This window comes from Streptomyces sp. NPDC050085, assembly GCF_044460595.1.
Lineage (GTDB): Bacteria > Actinomycetota > Actinomycetes > Streptomycetales > Streptomycetaceae > Streptomyces.
Window position 1 is genome coordinate 434,966 of record NZ_JBITJZ010000003.1, and the last position, 17,774, is coordinate 452,739.

Genomic DNA, 17,774 nt, shown 5'->3' on the forward strand with positions numbered 1-17,774 from the left:
CCGGGGTGCGTCCCAGTACCTTGGGGGCCCCTGGGCAGAGGAGTCCCTTTGAGCGCACGGATATTGGTCGCCGAGGACGATGCCCTGCAGGCACGCCTGATCCGGGTCTACCTGGAGCGCGAGGGCCACGAGGTGCAGGTGGTCTCCGACGGGCGCAGCGCCGTCGACCGGGCCAGGGCGGTGCGGCCCGACCTCATCGTCCTCGACGTGATGATGCCGCTCGTCGACGGCCTCGACGTGTGCCGCATCCTGCGGGCCGAGTCCCAGGTGCCGATCCTGCTGCTCACCGCGCGGACCACCGAGGAGGACATGCTGCTCGGGCTCGACCTCGGGGCCGACGACTACATGGCGAAGCCGTACAGCCCAAGGGAGTTGACCGCCCGGGTCAGGGCGCTGCTGCGGCGGGCGCGCGGTGCCGGGTCCGCCGAGCCCACGGTGATCAGCGTCGGCGGGACGGAGATCGACCTGGTCCGCTACGAGGTGCGGGTGTCCGGCTGCGAAGTGCCGCTGACCGGCAAGGAGTTCGCGATCCTCGGCCTCCTCGCGGCCGAACCCGGGCGGGTGTTCACCCGGAGCCAGATCATCGACCGGGTCTTCGGGTTCGACCAGAACGTCATGGAGCGCACCGTCGACGCCCATGTGATGAACCTGCGGCGCAAGCTCGCGCGGGCCCCGGGCGACGCACCGCACGTGGAGACGGTGTACGGCCGTGGCTACCGGATCACCGAGGCCGGGGGCGCACGATGAGCTTCCGGCTGCGGGCGCTCGGCCTGCTGCTGCTCGTCGCACTCGCCGCGACCGCCGCCACCGCATGGCTGACCTGGCGGCAGGCGACCGGTCAGGTGCGGGAGGAGGTGAGCGCCGGGCGGGAGGAAATCGCCCTGATCACCGGTGAGTTGTACGCGTACGGCTATGCGCACGGCACCTGGGACGGGGTCTCCGCGACCGTCGCCGCGCTGTCCCGGCAGACCGGGCAGCGCATTCGCGTCGTCAGCGACGCGGACGTCCTGCTCGCCGACTCCGACGCGCTGGCCGGGCGCGACGTCCGGCCGGTGAGCACCCGGCCGCCGGTCCTGGTCGACCCCCGTCCGCGCCTGGTCCTGCCGGTCGGGAAGGTGCCGCGCGCCTCGGTCAAGACGACGCTGGTCGCCCTCGGCGCGTACCGGGACTCCGTCGCCTACGCCACGTGCCTGACGCGGGCGCGGGCCGCGGTCCATGCCGAGCCGGACCGTTTCGGCATGCCGCAGGCGACTGCCGACCGGCCGGTGGGGCAGTGCGCGCCGCTGAAGCAGCCGCCGGTCTCGCAGGCGCTGTCCCGGCAGGACCGCGACGCGGCGATGCCGTGCGAGAAGGAGCGGGAGCCGGCCGCGTGTCTGCGGCGTGCGTTCAACGAGCGGGCCGACGCCTTCGCGCCCGCGCGGCTGCAGATCCGCACGGGGGTCCTGCACGAGTCCCCGCCGTCCCTGGCCGCGACGCCCACGGTGCTCGTCGCCGCGGGGGTGGCACTCGCGGTCATCCTCGGCGCCCTGCTGCTGAGCCGGGCCGTGCTGCGCCCCGTACGCGCCCTGACCGGGGCAGCGCGGGCACTGGGGGAGGGCGATCCGACCCGGCGGGTCCCGGAGTCGGGGCGCGACGAGATCGCCGGTCTCGGCCGTGTCTTCAACCGCATGGCCGACTCCCTGCAGGAGGCCGAGGACCGGCAGCGGCGGCTGACCGGTGACATCGCCCATGAGCTGCGGACACCCCTGGCCAATCTGCGCGGCTACCTGGAGGCGCTGCGCGACGGTGTCGTCGAGCCGACCCCCGAACTGCTCGACTCGCTGCACCGCGAGGCGCTGCTGCAGCAGCGGATCGTCGACGACCTGCAGGACCTGGCGCTCGCCGAGGCGGGCGCGCTCACCTACCACCGGGCGCCGGTCGCCCTTCGGGAGCTGCTCGACACCTGCCGCACCGCTCACCGGCAGCAGGCCGAGGACGCGGGCGTGCGCGTCGAACTCGCCGCCGCTCGGCCGGTGTTCGTGCACGGGGACCCCGACCGGCTGCGGCAGGTGCTCGGCAACCTGGTCGTGAACGCGCTGCGCGTCACGGCACCCGGCGGTGTCGTGACCCTGGCCCTGAACGCGCAGGGCGACCGTGCCGTCATCGAGGTGCGGGACACCGGCACCGGGATACGCCCCGAGGACCTGCCGCACCTCTTCGACCGCTTCTGGCGGGCCGACGCCGCCCGCGGCCGGGCCACCGGCGGCAGCGGCCTCGGCCTCGCCGTCGCCCACCGGATCGTCGCCGACCACGACGGGACGATCGAGGTGGCGAGCACGCTCGGGGCGGGCAGCACGTTCACCGTCGTGCTGCCCGCCGCCTCCCCTCCATCGGTCACGTCCCCGCGAGCGCCTGGGTCGGGGCGAGCCGCCCTGCCCGTACCGCCGGATACAGACCGGCCAGCATCCCGATGACGAGGGTGACGCCGATCCCGGCGGCAGCGGCCCACGGCGGCACCTCGGTCGGCCAGTCCCGGGTGTGGGCGTACCCGGCCGTGATCCCCGTACCGAGCACCGTGCCGCCGAGGCCGCCCAGGGCCGACAGCAGCAGCGCCTCGGAGACGAACTGGCCGCGGATCTGCCCGCTGGTGGCGCCGAGGGAGCGGCGCAGGCCGATCTCGGGGCGCCGTTCGAGCACCGAGATGACCATGGTGTTGCCGACGCCGACCCCGCCGACCAGGAGCGCGACGCCGCCGAGGCCCAGCAGCAGCCCGGTCAGCGCGGACTCGGTGGCCTCGCGGGCGGCGAGCGCGTCGGAGGGCCGGGAGACCAGGACGCCGCCGGGCCGCTCGGGGTTGGCCGTGGCCGCCAGCACGTCGCGTACGGCGGTGACGCGGTCGTCGCGCGCCCGGACGTACACCGTCGAGGGGTGGCCGTCGACGTGCAGATACGTCGCCGCGGCCTGTCGTCCGACGAGCGCGGTGTCGTCGAGCTCCGGAGTGAGCGGCACCGGGTCGAGGACACCGACCAGCGAGAACCACTGGCCGCCCAGCCAGAGCCGGGTGCCGGGCGTGTACGCGTCGAGGCGGCGGGCCGCCCGCGCGCCGAGCACCACGGCCGGGTACTGCTCGGTCGCCTCCTCCAGCCACCGCCCGGTCTGCACCCTGCCCCCGACGGTGGGCAGCAACTCCCTTCCTGCCACGGCCACTTCGACGCTGCTCGTGCGCCCCACCGGGATGTGCTCGTTGCGGTAGACGGCCGCGCCCGGGACCGTGCCGACCGCCGCCACCCGGTCGACCGGGCCGATCCGCCCGATCATCGCCGGCGCCTGCGTCGGCAGCCGGGTCGTGGTGCCGTCCGGTGCCCGGCCCGGCGCGACCCGCAGCAGATTGGTGCCCAGGGCGTCGAGACGCCGGTCCACCTCGGCGCGCCCCGAGCCGGAGATCCCCACGACGGCGACCATCGCGGCGACGCCGATCGCGATGCCGAGCGCGGACAGGAAGACGCGCAGCGGGCGGGTGCGCAGACCCGTGCCGCCGAGGCGGACGATGTCGGCGAGGCCGAGGCGGGCCGGGCGCAGGCCCCGGCCGCCCGCGCGCGTGCCTCTCATGACCGGGCCTCCGCTCGTACGCCCGGCACGGCAGGTCCGCTGTCGGCGACGAGCCGCCCGTCGTGCATCTCCACCCGCCGGTCGAGGCTCTCGGCCAGCTCCCGGTCGTGGGTGATGACGACGACGGTCGTGCCCGCGGCGTGCAGTTCCCGCAGCAGCGCGAGGACCGCGGCGCCGGAGGCCGAGTCCAGGTTGCCGGTGGGTTCGTCGGCGAGGAGCAGCGGCGGCTCGCCGACCACGGCGCGGGCGACGGCGACGCGCTGGCGCTCACCGCCGGACAGTTGATGGGGCAGATGGCCGACGCGGTGCCCGAGTCCTACGCGTTCCAGGGTGCGGGCAGCCCTGCGGCGCCGCTCCCGCAACGGCACGCCCGCGTACAGCAGACCGTCCGCCACCGCGTCCAACACCCGTACGCCCACGGCCAGATGGAACTGCTGGAACACGAAGCCGATGTGCTGGGCGCGCAGCGCCGACAGCTCGCGGTCGGACAGGCCCGCGACGTCGTACCCGGCCACCGCGATGCGGCCGCCCGACGGCCTTTCGAGCGTGCCCATCAGATGCAGCACGGTCGACTTGCCGGACCCGGAGTGGCCGACCACCGCCACCAGTTCGCCGTGCTGGACGGTCAGATCGACGCGGTCCACGGCAGTGACACGACCGGGGTAGACCTTGGAGACCCCGGTGAACTCCACGACAGGCAACGCCACTTGGGTCACTGGGGGATCCTCACCTTCAGGCCCTCGCGGACACCCGGGCCGCTCACCTCGACCCGGCCGTCGGCGAACAGGCCGGTCCTGACCGGGACGAAGCGGCCGTCCCCGTCCCCGCCCCCGGGCACTTCCAGGCCGTATCCCCCCTCGGCCAGGGCCACCAGCGCGGCGACCGGAACGCTGAGGACGCCCGTGCGCCGCTGCTCGACGTGCCGGACGGTGACCGGGCCGCTCTGCAGCCTGCCGGGTGCGCCCTGCTCGTCGAAGGTGACCACCACGGCCACGGTCGCCGCCTTGTCCGCCGCGCCGGCACCACCCGTGTCACCCCCTCCGTCTCCGCCTCCGTCTCCCCCTCCGTCTCCGCCGTCGCCCGAGGCCCCCGGCGCGGTGGCGTCGCCGCCCACGCTCGCGACCTCGCCCCCGACGGACCTGCCGTCCGGGAGATCGACGGTGACGCGAGCGCCCACCTCCGCCCAACTCGTCTGCCCGGCCGGGGCGTTGACGGTGACCATGCGCGCCGTACTCGTATAGCTCACCGGAGTCCCCGCGGCACTTCCGCCGACCAGCACGCTCGTCCCCGCGATCCGCACGGCACCGGGCGCGTAGACGACGTCGCCCGCGCCGACCCGGCCCGTCCGCGGCAGACCGAGGTCCTCCTGCCAGCGCTTCACCGCGTCCGCCGTGAGCCGTGTGTACGACTCGTCGACGGTGAAGCCGGCGTAGCCGAGGGCGGCGAGGTTCGTCTCGAACTGCTTGACGTCCATGCCCCGCAAGGGAGTCGAGGTCTCGCCCGAGCGGCGTACGGCCAGCTCCCGGTACATCGGCAGGCTCCCGTACAGGAGCGTCACCGGCCGGTCGTCGGCCCGCAGCACCGCCGCACCGCGCCGCACCACCGCGCCGGGCCGCGGCAGCCAGGTGACCGTCCCCCCGGCCTTGACGGGGAACGGCACCTGCGGGCCGTGCCCCAACTGCCCGTCCAGTTCCGCCTGCCGGGTCAGCGTCCCCTTGTCGACGGAGACCAGGCGGCTGCTGCGGCTCTGCGCCGCGGCGCCGCCCGCACCCGTGCCGCCGCCACCGCCGAGACCGAGCGCGCCGACCACGCTCACCGCCGCGACCAGCAGCCCCCCGCCGATCAGGAGCGTGCCGCGTCCGCGCATCGCGCTCAGCCCTTCGGCGAGGGGGCGTCGGACGGGATCCCGATGACCGGGGCGCAGATCCGCGCGGCCCGTTTGCCGCCCGCGGACGCGGAGTCCCAGGTGACGTCCCGGAAGTGGCCGCTCGCGTCGGTGTCGGGGAAGTCGGGGGCGCCGTTGTCCTGCATGCACTGCGCGTACTTCTGGTTCTTGGCGATCTCCGCCTCGGACAGCTCGGGCTGCTGCGCCTTCTCCACGCTGTCCGGCACCGGCGGCACCAGGTCCGCGCACTTCTCCTGCGCGTCCAGCGCGACCGGGTCCTTCTTCCACTTGGCGGTGTCGCCCAGGTCGACCCGGCCCTTGGCGTCCGGGTCGGGGGCGTCGAACCCGGCGCCCCGAAGGCACTTCACCCAGGTGCGCCTGGCCTCGACGTACTCGGCCAGCTCGCTGGACGCCTGCTTCGAGGCGCCGGCGCTCGCGGTGCCGCGCCCGGCGGAGGCGATCTCGCCGCCCTTGCCGTCACCGCCGCCTCCGCACCCGGCCACCGTCATCACCGCCACAGCCACCGCCCCGATCAGGAGCGGCCCCCCGGACCACCGACGCGTACTCATCCCCAAGCGCTCCTCACGTAACAGCCGTCGCGGCCCGGACCACTTGGGTCCGGGCCGCGACGACCGTACGAGCGGAGCTGTGAAGAACCTTTGAAGAACCGTTCAAGAACCCGTCCGGGCCCCCGCGGACCTGTCGTCCGGCCGGTTGTCAGCCGGTGTGCGGCAGCCGCTCCGCGGAGGGGACGACACCCAGGCGGCCCGCCTGGAAGTCGTCGAAGGCCTGCTGGAGTTCGGCCTTGGTGTTCATCACGAACGGGCCGTAGTGCGCCATCGGCTCACGGATCGGCTGTCCGCCCAGGATGACCACTTCGAGGTCCGGGGTGTGCGAGTCCTGCGACTCGTCGGCCCGCACGGTCAGGGACGAGCCCGCGCCGAAGACGGCGGTCTGGCCCATGTGGACCGGACGCCGGTCGGCGCCCACGGTGCCCTTGCCCGCGAGCACGTACACGAGACCGTTGTAGTCCTCGCGCCAGGGCAGGGTCGCCTCGGCGCCGGGGCGGACGGTGGCGTGCACCATCGTGATCGGCGTGTGCGTGATGCCGGGGCCCTCGTGACCGTCGAACTCACCGGCGATGACGCGAAGCAGCGCGCCGCCGTCGGCCGTGGTCAGCAGCTTGACCTGGCCACCGCGGATGTCCTGGTAGCGCGGGTCCTGCATCTTGTCCTTGGCGGGCAGGTTCACCCACAGCTGCAGGCCGTGGAAGAGCCCGCCGGACATGACGAGCTGCTCCGGCGGCGCCTCGATGTGCAGCAGGCCCGAGCCCGCCGTCATCCACTGCGTGTCGCCGTTGGTGATGGTGCCGCCGCCACCGTGGCTGTCCTGGTGGATGAAGGTGCCGTCGATGATGTACGTGACGGTCTCGAAGCCGCGGTGCGGGTGCCAAGGGGTGCCCTTGGGCTCTCCCGGCGCGTACTCCACCTCGCCCATCTGGTCCATCATGATGAACGGGTCGAGGTACTTGTAGTTGATCCCGGCGAAGGCGCGGCGCACCGGGAATCCCTCCCCCTCGAAGCCGCTGGGCGCGGTCGTCACGGCGAGCACGGGGCGCGAGGTGGCGTCCGCCGGCGCGGCCACACGGGGCAGGGTCAGCGGGTTCTCGACGGTCACAGCGGGCATTGGGGGACCTCCTTGGCGTCCTCGTACCTCGACTTTAGTTGAACGTAGAACTTTCTGCCACCTGGAACGCCGGACGCCCGGAGGGAATTCCCTCCGGGCGCCGCAGCGGTGACCGTCGCTTCTCCGTGTCCCGGGCTACCCGACGTTGACCTGGGTCGAGGCGGAACAGCCGCCGCGGCAGGTCAGCTCCACCGCGTTGTCCGCCGGTGCGACCAGGGCCTCGTTGCTCGCGACGCGCGGTGCCACGACGCCGGAGAAGGTGTACGTGACCTCGCCGTCGGCCGCGATGTCGGCGGTGGTGTCGAGGTCGCCGACGCCCCGGCCCTGCCCGCAGGAGCTGGGCGACTGCGCGGCGCAGACCCAGCTGAAGTTGCTCAGATAGGGCGGCAGCGTGTCCTGGACGCGGACGCCGAGCGCGTCCGACGGCCCGGCGTTGCGCACCGTCACGGTCAGCGTCAGCGGGTCGCCGGCCTGGTACTTCTCCGGCTTGTGCGTCTCCTGGACCGACAGGGCGGTGTGCGGGCGCGGCGACACCGACGCCTGGTCCGTGCAGGTCGGGTCGCAGCCCGCGTCCTCGGAGTTGGCGGGCGGCGCCGCCGTGGCGTGCCCGGTCAGGTCGCCGCTCGCACCCGAGGGCACCTTGCCGACCTGGATGTAGACGACCTTGCCGCCCGGCGGCAGCGTGACCCGCTGGTCCACGTCCCCGGTGCCCTCGGCCGCCGCGCACGTGGCCCCGTCGAGCGCCTTGCAGGTCCAGGTGAACCCGCTGAGGTTCGGCGGCAGTTGGGCCGTGACGCGGGCGCCGGTCGCGGTGCCGGGCCCGTCGTTGGTGACGGCGGTGGCGAACGACACGTTCCGCCCGGGCACGTACGGCTCGGGGTCGGCGGCCTCGGCCACGCGCAGGGCCACCTCGTTGATGACGTCGATGGTGGTCTGTACGTGGTTGTCGGCCGGGTGCTGGTCGTCCTCGGGGGCGGCGCCGACCACCGCGTCGCTGGGCGCGGAGCCGACCGCGTTCGGCCCGGCCTTCACGTCGAGGACGACCGGCGGCGCCTTGGTGCCGGGCTGGATCACGTCGGGCCGGGTGCAGACGGCCTTCTCTCCGCTGATCGCGCAGTCCCAGCCGGGCGCCGACACGATCTTCGGCGTGAGGCCGGGCGGCAGCGTCTTGGTCAGGGTGACGATGCCCTTGCTGGGCGCGGCGAGCGGCCGGTTGCCGACGTCCAGGACGAGGCGCCCCGTGCCGCCCGTCCGGAACGTGCCCTCCACCTGTTCGGTGACGTACAGGTCGGGATCGAGGGTGGTGACCTTGACGTTCTGGATCTCGTGGAAGTTCGTGGCCGCACCCGTGGACGCGGCGAACCCGATCTTCAGCGTCGGCGGGACGGCGGGCTGCCCCTTCACATGCGCCAGGTTCAGCGGGCCGAGGACCCGCTTCATGCCCTGTCCGTCGTGGAAGTCGATGGAGACCGCGAGTTCGAGGGAGGGAGACAGCTCGACCTTGACCGTGCGCCGGGCCTTGGACCGGGCCGTCCCGGAGTCCACGGCCAGCGAGCGGCGCATCTTGTAGTTGCCGATGTACGCGTTCTGCGCGGCGAGGGCGCCGCGCACGGTGATGGAGTTCGGCGTGCGGCCGGGGCCGCCGCGGCCGTGGCCCTGCACGGGGTCGGCGAAGTTGCCGTACTGGTCGAGGCCGACGCCGATGTAGCCGCCCGCGATCCCGGAGTAGCCGAGTGCACCGCCGTAGTGCCCGGCGTCCTTCGGCGCGGCCTTCCCGTCGAGGAGGAAGAAGCTGATGCCGTCGGCGCCGCCCTTTCGGGAGGTCGTGGTCGCGTACTGGTACTGGTCGAAGGTCGCCGAGATGCCCGCGCGCGAGGGCACCGCGCGATTGATCAGGGCGAAGCCGCTCTGCCGCACGGTGTTGCCGGTCAGCCGCAGCGCACCCTTGCCGGCCGCGTCCTTGGACGTCCGGCCGCCGCACGCCTTGAGCGGCCCCTCGGTGCCGCGGGCGGCGGTGAGACAGGCCCAGCCGCTGGGGTCCTTGGACCCGGCGGAACGGCTGTACCACTCGGCCGTGTCGACGTCCGCCTTGCTGAACGTCTCGTCGATCAGGGTGTCGGCCCGGGCCTCGGTCGCCATCGGCAGGGCGAGGCCACCGGCGGCCACCGCAGTGATGGTCACGCTCCGTAGAAGACGCACAAGGAATTGACTACGCATAGTTGCGATCTAGTCACGCAGAGCTATTCCGTGCACGCTGAGTGAGCTGTTCGGATGCCCGATGCGGAATGTCAGATGCCGGATGCGGAATGCCGGATGTCGGATGTCAGATGCCGGTACGTCTACGGCCCTGGCGTCAGCCGTACATGCGGCGCATCGCGAAGTCGACCATCTGCTCGACCGCCTTCGCGTCGAAGACCATCCGGTGCTCGCCCTCCATGTCGAGGACGAAGCCGTACCCGGTGGGCAGCAGGTCGATCACCTCGGCGCCGGTGATGACGAAGTACTTGGACTCCTTGCCCGCGTACCGGCGCAGCTCCTTGAGCGTGGTGAACATCGGGATCACCGGCTGCTGGGTGTTGTGCAGCGCGAGGAAGCCCGGGTTGTCGCCGCGCGGGCAGTAGACCTTCGACGACGCGAAGATCTGCTGGAAGTCCTCGGCGGACATCGATCCGGTGGTGAACGCACGGACCGCGTCGGCGAGCGACGGGGGCGACGGCTCCGGGTACAGCGGCGGCGCCTGCTGCCCGTACCCGCCCTGCATGCCGGGCTGCATTCCCTGCTGCGGCGGCGCGTACTGCTGCCCGGCGGCAGCACCTCCGGCGTGCGGGTCGTATCCGTACATGGGGGCAAGCGTACCGAGCGCGGGCGGGGCCATGGGGCCGGGATGGATTTCTGTAGCGGACGGTAGAAAAAGAGGGACGGGAGCTGCTACGTTATTTCTGTAGTTGCCGATACAGAAATGGGCGGCGCGGGACTCCCGCGCGCCGCCGAGGGGGAGGAACGGGCATGACCAGTACGGACATTGGTGCGGAGATCGGCACGGGGATCAGTGCGGGAATCGGTGCGGGAATCGGTGCGGGGATCGGTGCGGGGATCGGTGCCTATGCGCGCACCGTGCGCGGGTCGGGCCCCGGCCTGCTGGTGGCGCACGGCGCGGGCGGATCGGTGGAGGCCAACTACGGCCCGGTGATGGAGACCCTGGCGGCCGGGCACACCGTGGTCGGCGTGGACTATCCGGGCACGGGCGCGACCCCGAGGAGCCGGACCCCGCTCCAACTGGACGAGCTGGTGGACCAGTTGGTGGCCGCGGCGGACGCGGAGGGCCTGGACCGGTTCGCGGTGTCCGGATATTCGCTGGGCGGAGCCGTCGCGATACGCACGGCCGTCCGGCACCCCGAGCGCGTGACGGCCCTGCTGCTCACGGCCGCGTTCGCCAGGACCGACCACGAGCTGCGGCTCGGCGCCGAGCTGTGGCGCGACCTCGCTCTGGCCGGCGACCCGGACCCGCTGGCCCGCTTCGTGGTCCCGCACGCCCTGAGCGAGCATGCCCTGCGCTCCCTGGACGACGAGCAGCTGGCGGCGCTCCTGAAGGACGTCGGCGCGGGGATCCCGCCCGGCACGGCGGACCACGTCGATCTGGTCACGCGGGTGGACGTGCGCGCGGACCTGCCCCGGATCACCGCCCCGACCCTGGTCGTGACGACGACGGGGGACCGTCTGGTGCCGCCGCCGCTGCACCGGGAGCTGGCGGCCGCGATACCGGGGGCACGGCTCGCGGAGATACCCACGGGCCACCTCCCGTTCGCCGAACTGCCGCAGGAGTGGGGGAAGTTGCTGACGGGGTTCTTGCGCGAGACGGGGGCGTGAGAGGAGCCTCGAGCGCAATACCGGTCCCGATGCGAGGGTGCTTCGTCACAGTTGGCCCATCAGGGGTTGATTGTTATTACCGACGGGTAGCATCCTGTTGGTTACTAGTTGGTATGCGTACGAGGTCGACCGCCGTCGATCCTTCCTGAGCCTTTACGGAGCCGTCGCCATGGGGCACTACAAGTCGAATCTCCGCGACATCGAGTTCAACCTCTTCGAGGTGCTCGGACGCGACAAGCTGTACGGCACCGGCCCGTTCGGGGAGATGGACGTCGACACCGCCAAGAGCATCCTCGAAGAGGTCGCCCGCCTCTCCGAGAACGACCTGGCCGAGTCCTTCGCGGACGCCGACCGCAACCCGCCGGTCTTCGACCCGGAGACGAACACGGCACCGGTCCCGGCCTCCTTCAAGAAGAGCTACCAGGCGTTCATGGACGCCGAGTACTGGCGCCTCGGCCTGCCCGAGGAGATCGGCGGCACCACCGCGCCGCGCTCCCTGATCTGGGCCCACGCCGAGCTGATCCTGGGCGCCAACCCGGCGATCTGGATGTACTCCTCGGGCCCGGCGTTCGCCGGCATCCTCTTCGAGGAGGGCAACGAGGCGCAGAAGAAGGTCGCCGAGATCGCCGTCGAGAAGCAGTGGGGCTCGACGATGGTGCTGACCGAGCCGGACGCCGGTTCGGACGTGGGCGCCGGCCGCACCAAGGCCGTCGAGCAGGCGGACGGCTCGTGGCACATCGAGGGCGTGAAGCGATTCATCACGTCCGGTGAGCACGACATGTCGGAGAACATCCTCCACTACGTCCTCGCCCGCCCCGAGGGCCACGGCCCGGGCACGAAGGGCCTCTCCCTCTTCCTGGTCCCGAAGTTCGAGTTCGACTGGGAGACCGGCGAGCTGGGCGAGCGCAACGGCGTGTACGCGACCAACGTCGAGCACAAGATGGGCCTCAAGGCGTCCAACACCTGCGAGATGACGTTCGGCGACCAGCACCCCGCCAAGGGCTGGCTGATCGGCGACAAGCACGACGGCATCCGCCAGATGTTCCGCATCATCGAGTTCGCCCGCATGATGGTCGGCACGAAGGCGATCTCCACGCTGTCGACGGGTTACCTGAACGCGCTGGAGTACGCCAAGGAGCGCGTGCAGGGCTCTGACCTGGCCCGCAGCACGGACAAGACCGCGCCGAAGGTCACCATCACGCACCACCCCGACGTGCGCCGCTCGCTGCTGACGCAGAAGGCGTACGCGGAGGGCATGCGCTCCCTCGTCCTGCACACCGCCTCCGTCCAGGACGCGATCCAGGTCAAGGAGGCCGCGGGCGAGGACGCCTCGGCCGAGCACGCGCTGAACGACCTGCTCCTGCCCATCGTCAAGGGCTACGGCTCGGAGAAGGGTTACGAGCAGCTCGCGCAGTCGCTGCAGACGTTCGGCGGCTCCGGCTTCCTGCAGGAGTACCCGATCGAGCAGTACATCCGTGACTCCAAGATCGACACGCTGTACGAGGGCACCACGGCCATCCAGGGCCAGGACTTCTTCTTCCGGAAGATCGTCCGCAACCAGGGCGCCGCGCTGAACGGCCTGTCCGAGGAGATCAAGAAGTTCCTCGCGGTGGAGACCGGCGGCGAGGAACTGGCCGGGGCCCGTGAGTCGCTGGCCAAGGCGACCACCGAGCTCGAGACCATCGTCGGCCTCATGATCAACGACCTGATCGCGACCGAGCAGGACGTGCAGTCCATCTACAAGGTGGGGCTGAACACGACGCGGCTGCTGATGGCCTCCGGCGACGTGGTCGTCGGCTACCTGCTGCTCAAGGGTGCGGCCGTCGCGGCGGAGCGGCTCGCCGCCGGGGACGCGGGCAAGGACACGGCGTTCTACCAGGGCAAGGTCGCCGCGGCGAAGTTCTTCGCGGCGAACGTCCTGCCGGGGGTCACGGGTGCGCGCAAGCTCGCCCAGACCACGAGCGAGTCGGGCCTGGACGTCATGACGTTGGACGAGGCGGCGTTCTAGCCTCCGCCGAGCCGGACCCTGCCCTGAGGCCCGTCGCCCCCGCTGGGGGACGACGGGCCTTTGTGCGCCCAGTCGTCTGCGGGGTTCCTGTTCCGTGCGCGGCTGCGGGCGGTGGGGCTTCTCGCGCAGTTCCCCGCGCCCCTGAAGGGGCGCGGGGAACTGCGCGACCAGCCACGACGAGAGCCGCACTCGCGGGACGGGAGCAGGCGCCACGGCGGGTGGGCGCCGGGCCGCCGCAGGCAGGCCCCCGGAAACCCGCACTACCCTGGCCGCATGCGCACATCCTCCGGCCCCTTCGATCGCGGGCACACCGACGACCTCATGTCCTTCCTGGCGGCGAGCCCCACGCCGTACCACGCCGTGGCGAGCGTCGCCGGGCGGCTGGAGAAGGCGGGGTTCCGGCAGGTCGCGGAGACCGATGCCTGGGACGGCGAGGCGGGCGGCAAGTTCGTGACGCGGGGCGGCGCGATCATCGCCTGGTACGTCCCGGAGGGCGCGCAGGCGCACACCCCGTTCCGGATCGTGGGCGCCCACACCGACTCCCCGAACCTGCGCGTGAAGCCGCAGCCCGACATGGGGACCCAGGGCTGGCGGCAGGTCGCCGTGGAGATCTACGGCGGGCCGCTGCTCAACACCTGGCTGGACCGGGACCTGGGCCTGGCCGGACGCATCTCGCTGCGCGACGGCAGCGAGCGGCTCGTGGACGTCGACCGGGCCCTGCTGCGCGTCCCGCAGCTCGCCGTCCACCTGGACCGGTCGGTGAACGTCGACGGTCTGAAGCTGGACAAGCAGCGGCACATGCAGCCGATCTGGGGTCTGGGCGACGACGTCCACGAGGGCGATCTGCTGGCGTTCCTGGAGGACGAGTTCGGTCTCGAGCGCGGTTCGATCACCGGCTGGGACCTGATGCCGTACGCGATCGAAGCGCCGTCGTACCTGGGCCGCGACAAGGAGCTGGTCGTCGGGCCGCGGATGGACAACCTGCTGTCCGTGCACGCCTGTACGGCCGCGCTCGCCGAGGTCAGCAAGCGGGAGGGCCTGCCGTACATCCCGGTGCTCGCCGCCTTCGACCACGAGGAGAACGGGTCGCAGTCGGACACCGGCGCGGACGGCCCGCTGCTCGGCAACGTGCTCGAACGCTCCGTGTTCGCGCGCGGCGGCTCGGCCGAGGACAAGGCGCGGTCCTTCGCGGGCACGGTCTGCCTGTCCTCGGACACCGGCCACGCGGTGCACCCCAACTACGCGGAGCGGCACGACCCCACGCACCACCCGCGCGCCAACGGCGGCCCGATCCTCAAGGTCAACGTCAACAACCGCTACGCGACGGACGGCGTCGGCCGCTCCGTGTTCGTGCGGGCCTGCGAGAAGGCGGGCGTGCCGTTCCAGTCGTTCGTGTCCAACAACGCGATGCCCTGCGGCACCACCATCGGCCCGATCACCGCGGCCCGGCACGGCATCAAGACCGTCGACATCGGCGCCGCGATCCTGTCGATGCACAGCGCCCGCGAGATGTGCGGCGCGGACGACCCGTACCTGCTGGCGAACGCGCTGACGGCGTTCCTGGAGGGCTGAGTTCCGTCCTCCCCCGTGTGACGTCGAGAGCCCCGGGTACCCGGGGCTTTCACGTATCCGTACGTCATACGAGTCTGGGAGGCGGACCTCATGAGCCTGGGGGGTTCCATCATTCTGGTCGCCGTCGGGGCGATCCTCGCGTTCGCGACCGACTGGCACATGAAAGGCGTCAACCTCGATCTCGTCGGCTGGATCCTGATGATCGTCGGGCTGATCGGGGTCTTCGTGTTCCGCAGCATCGGACGCCGCAGGGGCGTCCCGCCGAGCCGCACCACCGTGATCGAGGACGATCCGCAGCACCGCTACTGAGCCGTCCCACTTGTAGGGCCGCCGTGACCGGCCTGTAACTCCCGGGGATAGTCTCGTACGCACGTCATGCAGGACGTCACGCAGGCCCCCTGGAGAGTGCACATATGGAGTTCCAACTCCTCGGGCCCGTGTCCCTGAACGGGAGCGCGGGCCCGGTGCCGCTCGGGCCCGCCAAGCGACGCAGCCTGCTGGCGATGCTGCTGCTGCGCGCCGGGACGGCGGTCTCCGTCGACGCCCTCACCGAGGCGCTGTGGGACGGCGAGCCGCCGCTGCACGCGCGCACCGTCATCCAGGGCCACGTGTCGCGGCTACGCGCATTGATCGCGCAGGCGGGCCTTGACGCGTACGACGTCGAACTCGCCACACAGGGGCGGGCGTACGCGCTGCACCTGCCGGAGACGTTCCTGGACGCCCGCCGGTTCGAGGACCTGGTGGCGCTGGCCCGGCGGCAGCGCGATCCGGGCGACACGGCGCTGATGCTGCGCGAGGCGCTCGCGCTGTGGCGGGGGGACGCGCTGGGCGGGACCGTCGCCACCGGCCCGTTGCTCGTCGCCGCGGCCGCGCTGGAGGACAGCCGGCTCGCCACCGTGGAGCAACTGGCCGCCGTGTACGGCGAGTCGGGGGCGCACGGGCAGGCCGTCGAGCTGCTCGCCGCCGAGGCCGCCGCGCATCCGCTGCGCGAGCCCCTGACGGCCGCACTGGTCCGGGCCCTGTACCACTCGGGGCGCCAGTCCGACGCCATCGACCAGTACCACCGCACGCGCACCCTCCTCGCCGACGAACTCGGCGTCGGCCCCGGGCCCGCGCTGCGCGAGGCGTACGCGGAGGTCCTGGGCACCGCGGACGCGGACGCCGCTCCCCTCGGCGGCGGCGGTCCAGGCCCCCTCCTCGTCGACGACACGCCCCGTCCCGATCTGCTGCCGCGCCCGCCCCGCGGCTTCCACGGCCGGGCCCCGGAGCTGGACCTCCTGACCCGCGCCACCGCCCCCGGCACCGCGCCGATCGCCCTGGTCACCGGCCCGGCCGGGGTCGGCAAGACCTCCCTCGCCGTGCACTGGGCGCACGCGCACGCCGCCCGGCATCCGGACGGGGTGCTCTTCGCCGATCTGCGCGGCCACAGCGGGACGGAGCCCGCCCACCCCGCCGACGTACTGCGGGAGTTCCTGATCTGCCTGGGTGTGCAGGCCCCCGCCGTCCCCGCCTCCACCGACGCGGCGGCGGCCCTGTACCGCTCACTGGTGCGGGACAGGCGGCTGCTCGTCGTCCTCGACAACGCCAGGGACTCCGCGCAGATACGCCCCCTGCTGCCCGGCGGCTCCGCCTGCACGACCGTCGTCACCAGCCGCACCCGCCTCGACGCCGTCATGGCCGAGGAGTGCGCGACACCCGTCCCCGTCGAGGTGCTCGGCGAGGACGAGGCGGCGGGCCTGCTCACCGAGGCCCTCGGCGACGACCCCGATCCGGGCGCCGTGCGCGAAGTGGCCCGGCTGTGCGACGGGCTGCCGCTCGCGCTGCGGATCGCCGCCGCCCGTCTCAAGGGCCGCCGGCACTGGACGGTCGCCGATCTGGCCGCCGAACTCGCCGACGAGGACGGCCGGTTGACCCTGCTGTCCGCCGAGGACACCGGCGTGGAGGCCGCCCTGCGCACCTCGGTGGCGCGCCTCGACGGCGCCGACGCCGGGCTGCTCGGCGCGCTCGGCCACTCCTTCACACGGGAGAGCGACGCCTACGCCGCCGCGGCCGCCGCCGGGATCCCGCTCGCCGAGGCCCGCGCGGGCCTGGACCGCCTCGCCGCGGCGCACCTCGTCCAGGAGGCGGGACCCGGCCGCTACGGCCTGCACGACCTCGTACGGCTCTACGCGCGCGCACTGCCCCGCGCCGAAGGGGCCGACGCGGTCACCAGGCGCCTCGTCGACCACTGGCTGCGGGCCCAGCACGCCGCCGTGGACGTCTTCGACCCCACCGGCGCGCGGACCGTAGCGCTGCCCGAAGGGTTCGAGGCAGGGCTGCCCGTCCCCCGGTTCGCCGAACGCGACGCCGTGTTCGGCTGGTTCCTCAAGGAGCAGGAGTCGCTGATGGCCGCCGTATCGGCCGCCGCCCGGCTCGGCGACGAGGACCGCACCTGGCGGATCGCCACCCTGCTGTGGCCCCTCGTCCACTGGCACCCGCACCCCGGCTGGCAGCAGCCGCTGCGCACGGCGCTCGCCGCCGCCGAGCGGATCGGCAGCACCCCGGGCATCGGCTGGCTGCGGGCCATCACCGGCCTGCTGTTCGTGGAGACCGGGCAGTTCACGCGGGCCGAGACCTTCCTGGCCGGGGCGGTGGCGCCGCTGCGCACCTTCGCACCCGAGGTCTCCTGCCAGGTCCTCGTCCTGCTCGCCATCGCCCGCCACCGGCACGGCAACCCGGCCGGCATGCTCGACGCGCTGGCGGACGCGGCGCGCGACGCCCGCTCGGCCGACCATCCGATCACCGTCACCCTGGAGCACTACCACGCCACCCATGTCGCCCTGGCCGAGAACGACTTCGCGGCGGCGGCCGGGCACATGGCCCGCTGCCTCGCCGCCATCCCCGAGAACGAGATCGCCGGCTGGCGTCCGCTGATCTGGGAGTCGTACGGCGTCGCACTGCACTACAGCGGGCTGCACCAGGAGGCCCGCGAGGCGCTGCTCGCCGCGGTCGCCGCCAACGAGGAGGAGGACCTTCCGGCGCGTACGGTGCGCACGCTGACCCGGCTCGGCGACGTCGCCGCGGTGCTCGACGAGCCGCTCTCAGAAGCCGCATACCGGGCCAGAGCGGAACAGCTCCAACAGTCCTTCACACTGCCTTGACCAGCCCTTCACCTGCAACGATGTTTCG

At 72.7% G+C, this 17,774-nt stretch carries 14 protein-coding genes; 7 read left to right on the forward strand and 7 right to left on the reverse strand.

Going from position 1 to position 17,774, the window contains the following annotated elements; genetic code table 11:
• Positions 1-48: 48 nt before the first annotated feature.
• Positions 49-747, forward strand: a complete 699-nt coding sequence (locus ACIBUY_RS14410; RefSeq protein ID WP_399152722.1) for a response regulator transcription factor — start codon at positions 49-51, stop codon at positions 745-747.
• Positions 744-2,453 carry a sensor histidine kinase gene (locus ACIBUY_RS14415; RefSeq protein ID WP_399152723.1) on the forward strand — a complete coding sequence of 570 codons (1,710 nt, stop codon included), beginning with the start codon at positions 744-746 and terminating at the stop codon, positions 2,451-2,453. Before ACIBUY_RS14410 ends, ACIBUY_RS14415 begins: the two co-directional genes overlap by 4 nt.
• Here the strand turns inward: ACIBUY_RS14415 and ACIBUY_RS14420 are convergent.
• From ACIBUY_RS14420 to ACIBUY_RS14450, 7 genes are all read right to left on the reverse strand, one after another.
• Complete coding sequence (locus tag ACIBUY_RS14420) at positions 2,374-3,588, reverse strand: ABC transporter permease (RefSeq protein ID WP_365565210.1); 1,215 nt, start codon at positions 3,586-3,588, stop codon at positions 2,374-2,376. The two genes, ACIBUY_RS14415 and ACIBUY_RS14420, sit on opposite strands and share 80 nt — an antisense overlap.
• Positions 3,585-4,304, reverse strand: a complete 720-nt coding sequence (locus ACIBUY_RS14425; RefSeq protein ID WP_365565212.1) for an ABC transporter ATP-binding protein — start codon at positions 4,302-4,304, stop codon at positions 3,585-3,587. Before ACIBUY_RS14425 ends, ACIBUY_RS14420 begins: the two co-directional genes overlap by 4 nt.
• Complete coding sequence (locus ACIBUY_RS14430; protein WP_399152724.1) at positions 4,301-5,455, reverse strand: peptidoglycan-binding protein; 1,155 nt, start codon at positions 5,453-5,455, stop codon at positions 4,301-4,303. The genes ACIBUY_RS14425 and ACIBUY_RS14430 overlap by 4 nt, the downstream gene beginning before the upstream one ends.
• Positions 5,456-5,460: 5 nt before the next feature.
• Positions 5,461-6,042, reverse strand: a complete 582-nt coding sequence (locus ACIBUY_RS14435) for a hypothetical protein (protein WP_365565216.1) — start codon at positions 6,040-6,042, stop codon at positions 5,461-5,463.
• Positions 6,043-6,190: 148 nt separating this feature from the next.
• The gene (locus ACIBUY_RS14440; protein WP_365580804.1) at positions 6,191-7,159 is read right to left on the reverse strand and encodes a pirin family protein; all 969 of its coding nucleotides are present in this window, start codon (positions 7,157-7,159) and stop codon (positions 6,191-6,193) included.
• A 135-nt stretch (positions 7,160-7,294) separates the two neighbouring features.
• Entirely contained in the window at positions 7,295-9,340 is a 2,046-nt protein-coding gene (locus ACIBUY_RS14445) for a hypothetical protein (protein ID WP_399152725.1), read from the reverse strand.
• Between the two features lie 172 nt (positions 9,341-9,512).
• Positions 9,513-10,001, reverse strand: coding sequence for an SseB family protein (locus ACIBUY_RS14450; protein ID WP_365580800.1), 489 nt, complete (start codon positions 9,999-10,001; stop codon positions 9,513-9,515).
• 164 nt (positions 10,002-10,165) lie between these two features.
• Between ACIBUY_RS14450 and ACIBUY_RS14455 the strand changes: the two genes are divergently transcribed.
• From ACIBUY_RS14455 to ACIBUY_RS14475, 5 genes are all read left to right on the forward strand, one after another.
• On the forward strand, positions 10,166-11,026 hold the full coding sequence (locus tag ACIBUY_RS14455) for an alpha/beta fold hydrolase (RefSeq protein WP_399152726.1): 861 nt from the start codon (positions 10,166-10,168) through the stop codon (positions 11,024-11,026).
• Between the two features lie 169 nt (positions 11,027-11,195).
• Positions 11,196-13,034 (forward strand): acyl-CoA dehydrogenase, encoded by a 1,839-nt coding sequence (locus tag ACIBUY_RS14460; RefSeq protein WP_365580795.1) that lies wholly within the window; start codon positions 11,196-11,198, stop codon positions 13,032-13,034.
• Between the two features lie 273 nt (positions 13,035-13,307).
• Positions 13,308-14,606, forward strand: coding sequence for a M18 family aminopeptidase (locus ACIBUY_RS14465; protein WP_365560037.1), 1,299 nt, complete (start codon positions 13,308-13,310; stop codon positions 14,604-14,606).
• Between the two features lie 90 nt (positions 14,607-14,696).
• Positions 14,697-14,915 (forward strand): DUF6458 family protein, encoded by a 219-nt coding sequence (locus tag ACIBUY_RS14470; protein WP_365560039.1) that lies wholly within the window; start codon positions 14,697-14,699, stop codon positions 14,913-14,915.
• A gap of 104 nt (positions 14,916-15,019) precedes the next feature.
• The gene (locus ACIBUY_RS14475; protein WP_365560042.1) at positions 15,020-17,746 is read left to right on the forward strand and encodes a BTAD domain-containing putative transcriptional regulator; all 2,727 of its coding nucleotides are present in this window, start codon (positions 15,020-15,022) and stop codon (positions 17,744-17,746) included.
• Positions 17,747-17,774: the final 28 nt, after the last annotated feature.

What these genes read in the sequence shown, in the direction of transcription:
- ACIBUY_RS14435 (WP_365565216.1), bottom strand. Translation starts at nt 6,042, where the DNA reads ATGAGTACGCGTCGGTGGTCCGGGGGGCCGCTCCTGATCGGGGCGGTG.
- ACIBUY_RS14455 (WP_399152726.1), top strand. Translation starts at nt 10,166, where the DNA reads ATGACCAGTACGGACATTGGTGCGGAGATCGGCACGGGGATCAGTGCG.
- ACIBUY_RS14440 (WP_365580804.1), bottom strand. Translation starts at nt 7,159, where the DNA reads ATGCCCGCTGTGACCGTCGAGAACCCGCTGACCCTGCCCCGTGTGGCC.
- ACIBUY_RS14430 (WP_399152724.1), bottom strand. Translation starts at nt 5,455, where the DNA reads ATGCGCGGACGCGGCACGCTCCTGATCGGCGGGGGGCTGCTGGTCGCG.
- ACIBUY_RS14475 (WP_365560042.1), top strand. Translation starts at nt 15,020, where the DNA reads ATGGAGTTCCAACTCCTCGGGCCCGTGTCCCTGAACGGGAGCGCGGGC.
- ACIBUY_RS14420 (WP_365565210.1), bottom strand. Translation starts at nt 3,588, where the DNA reads ATGAGAGGCACGCGCGCGGGCGGCCGGGGCCTGCGCCCGGCCCGCCTC.
- ACIBUY_RS14460 (WP_365580795.1), top strand. Translation starts at nt 11,196, where the DNA reads ATGGGGCACTACAAGTCGAATCTCCGCGACATCGAGTTCAACCTCTTC.
- ACIBUY_RS14465 (WP_365560037.1), top strand. Translation starts at nt 13,308, where the DNA reads ATGCGCACATCCTCCGGCCCCTTCGATCGCGGGCACACCGACGACCTC.
- ACIBUY_RS14415 (WP_399152723.1), top strand. Translation starts at nt 744, where the DNA reads ATGAGCTTCCGGCTGCGGGCGCTCGGCCTGCTGCTGCTCGTCGCACTC.
- ACIBUY_RS14450 (WP_365580800.1), bottom strand. Translation starts at nt 10,001, where the DNA reads ATGTACGGATACGACCCGCACGCCGGAGGTGCTGCCGCCGGGCAGCAG.
- ACIBUY_RS14470 (WP_365560039.1), top strand. Translation starts at nt 14,697, where the DNA reads ATGAGCCTGGGGGGTTCCATCATTCTGGTCGCCGTCGGGGCGATCCTC.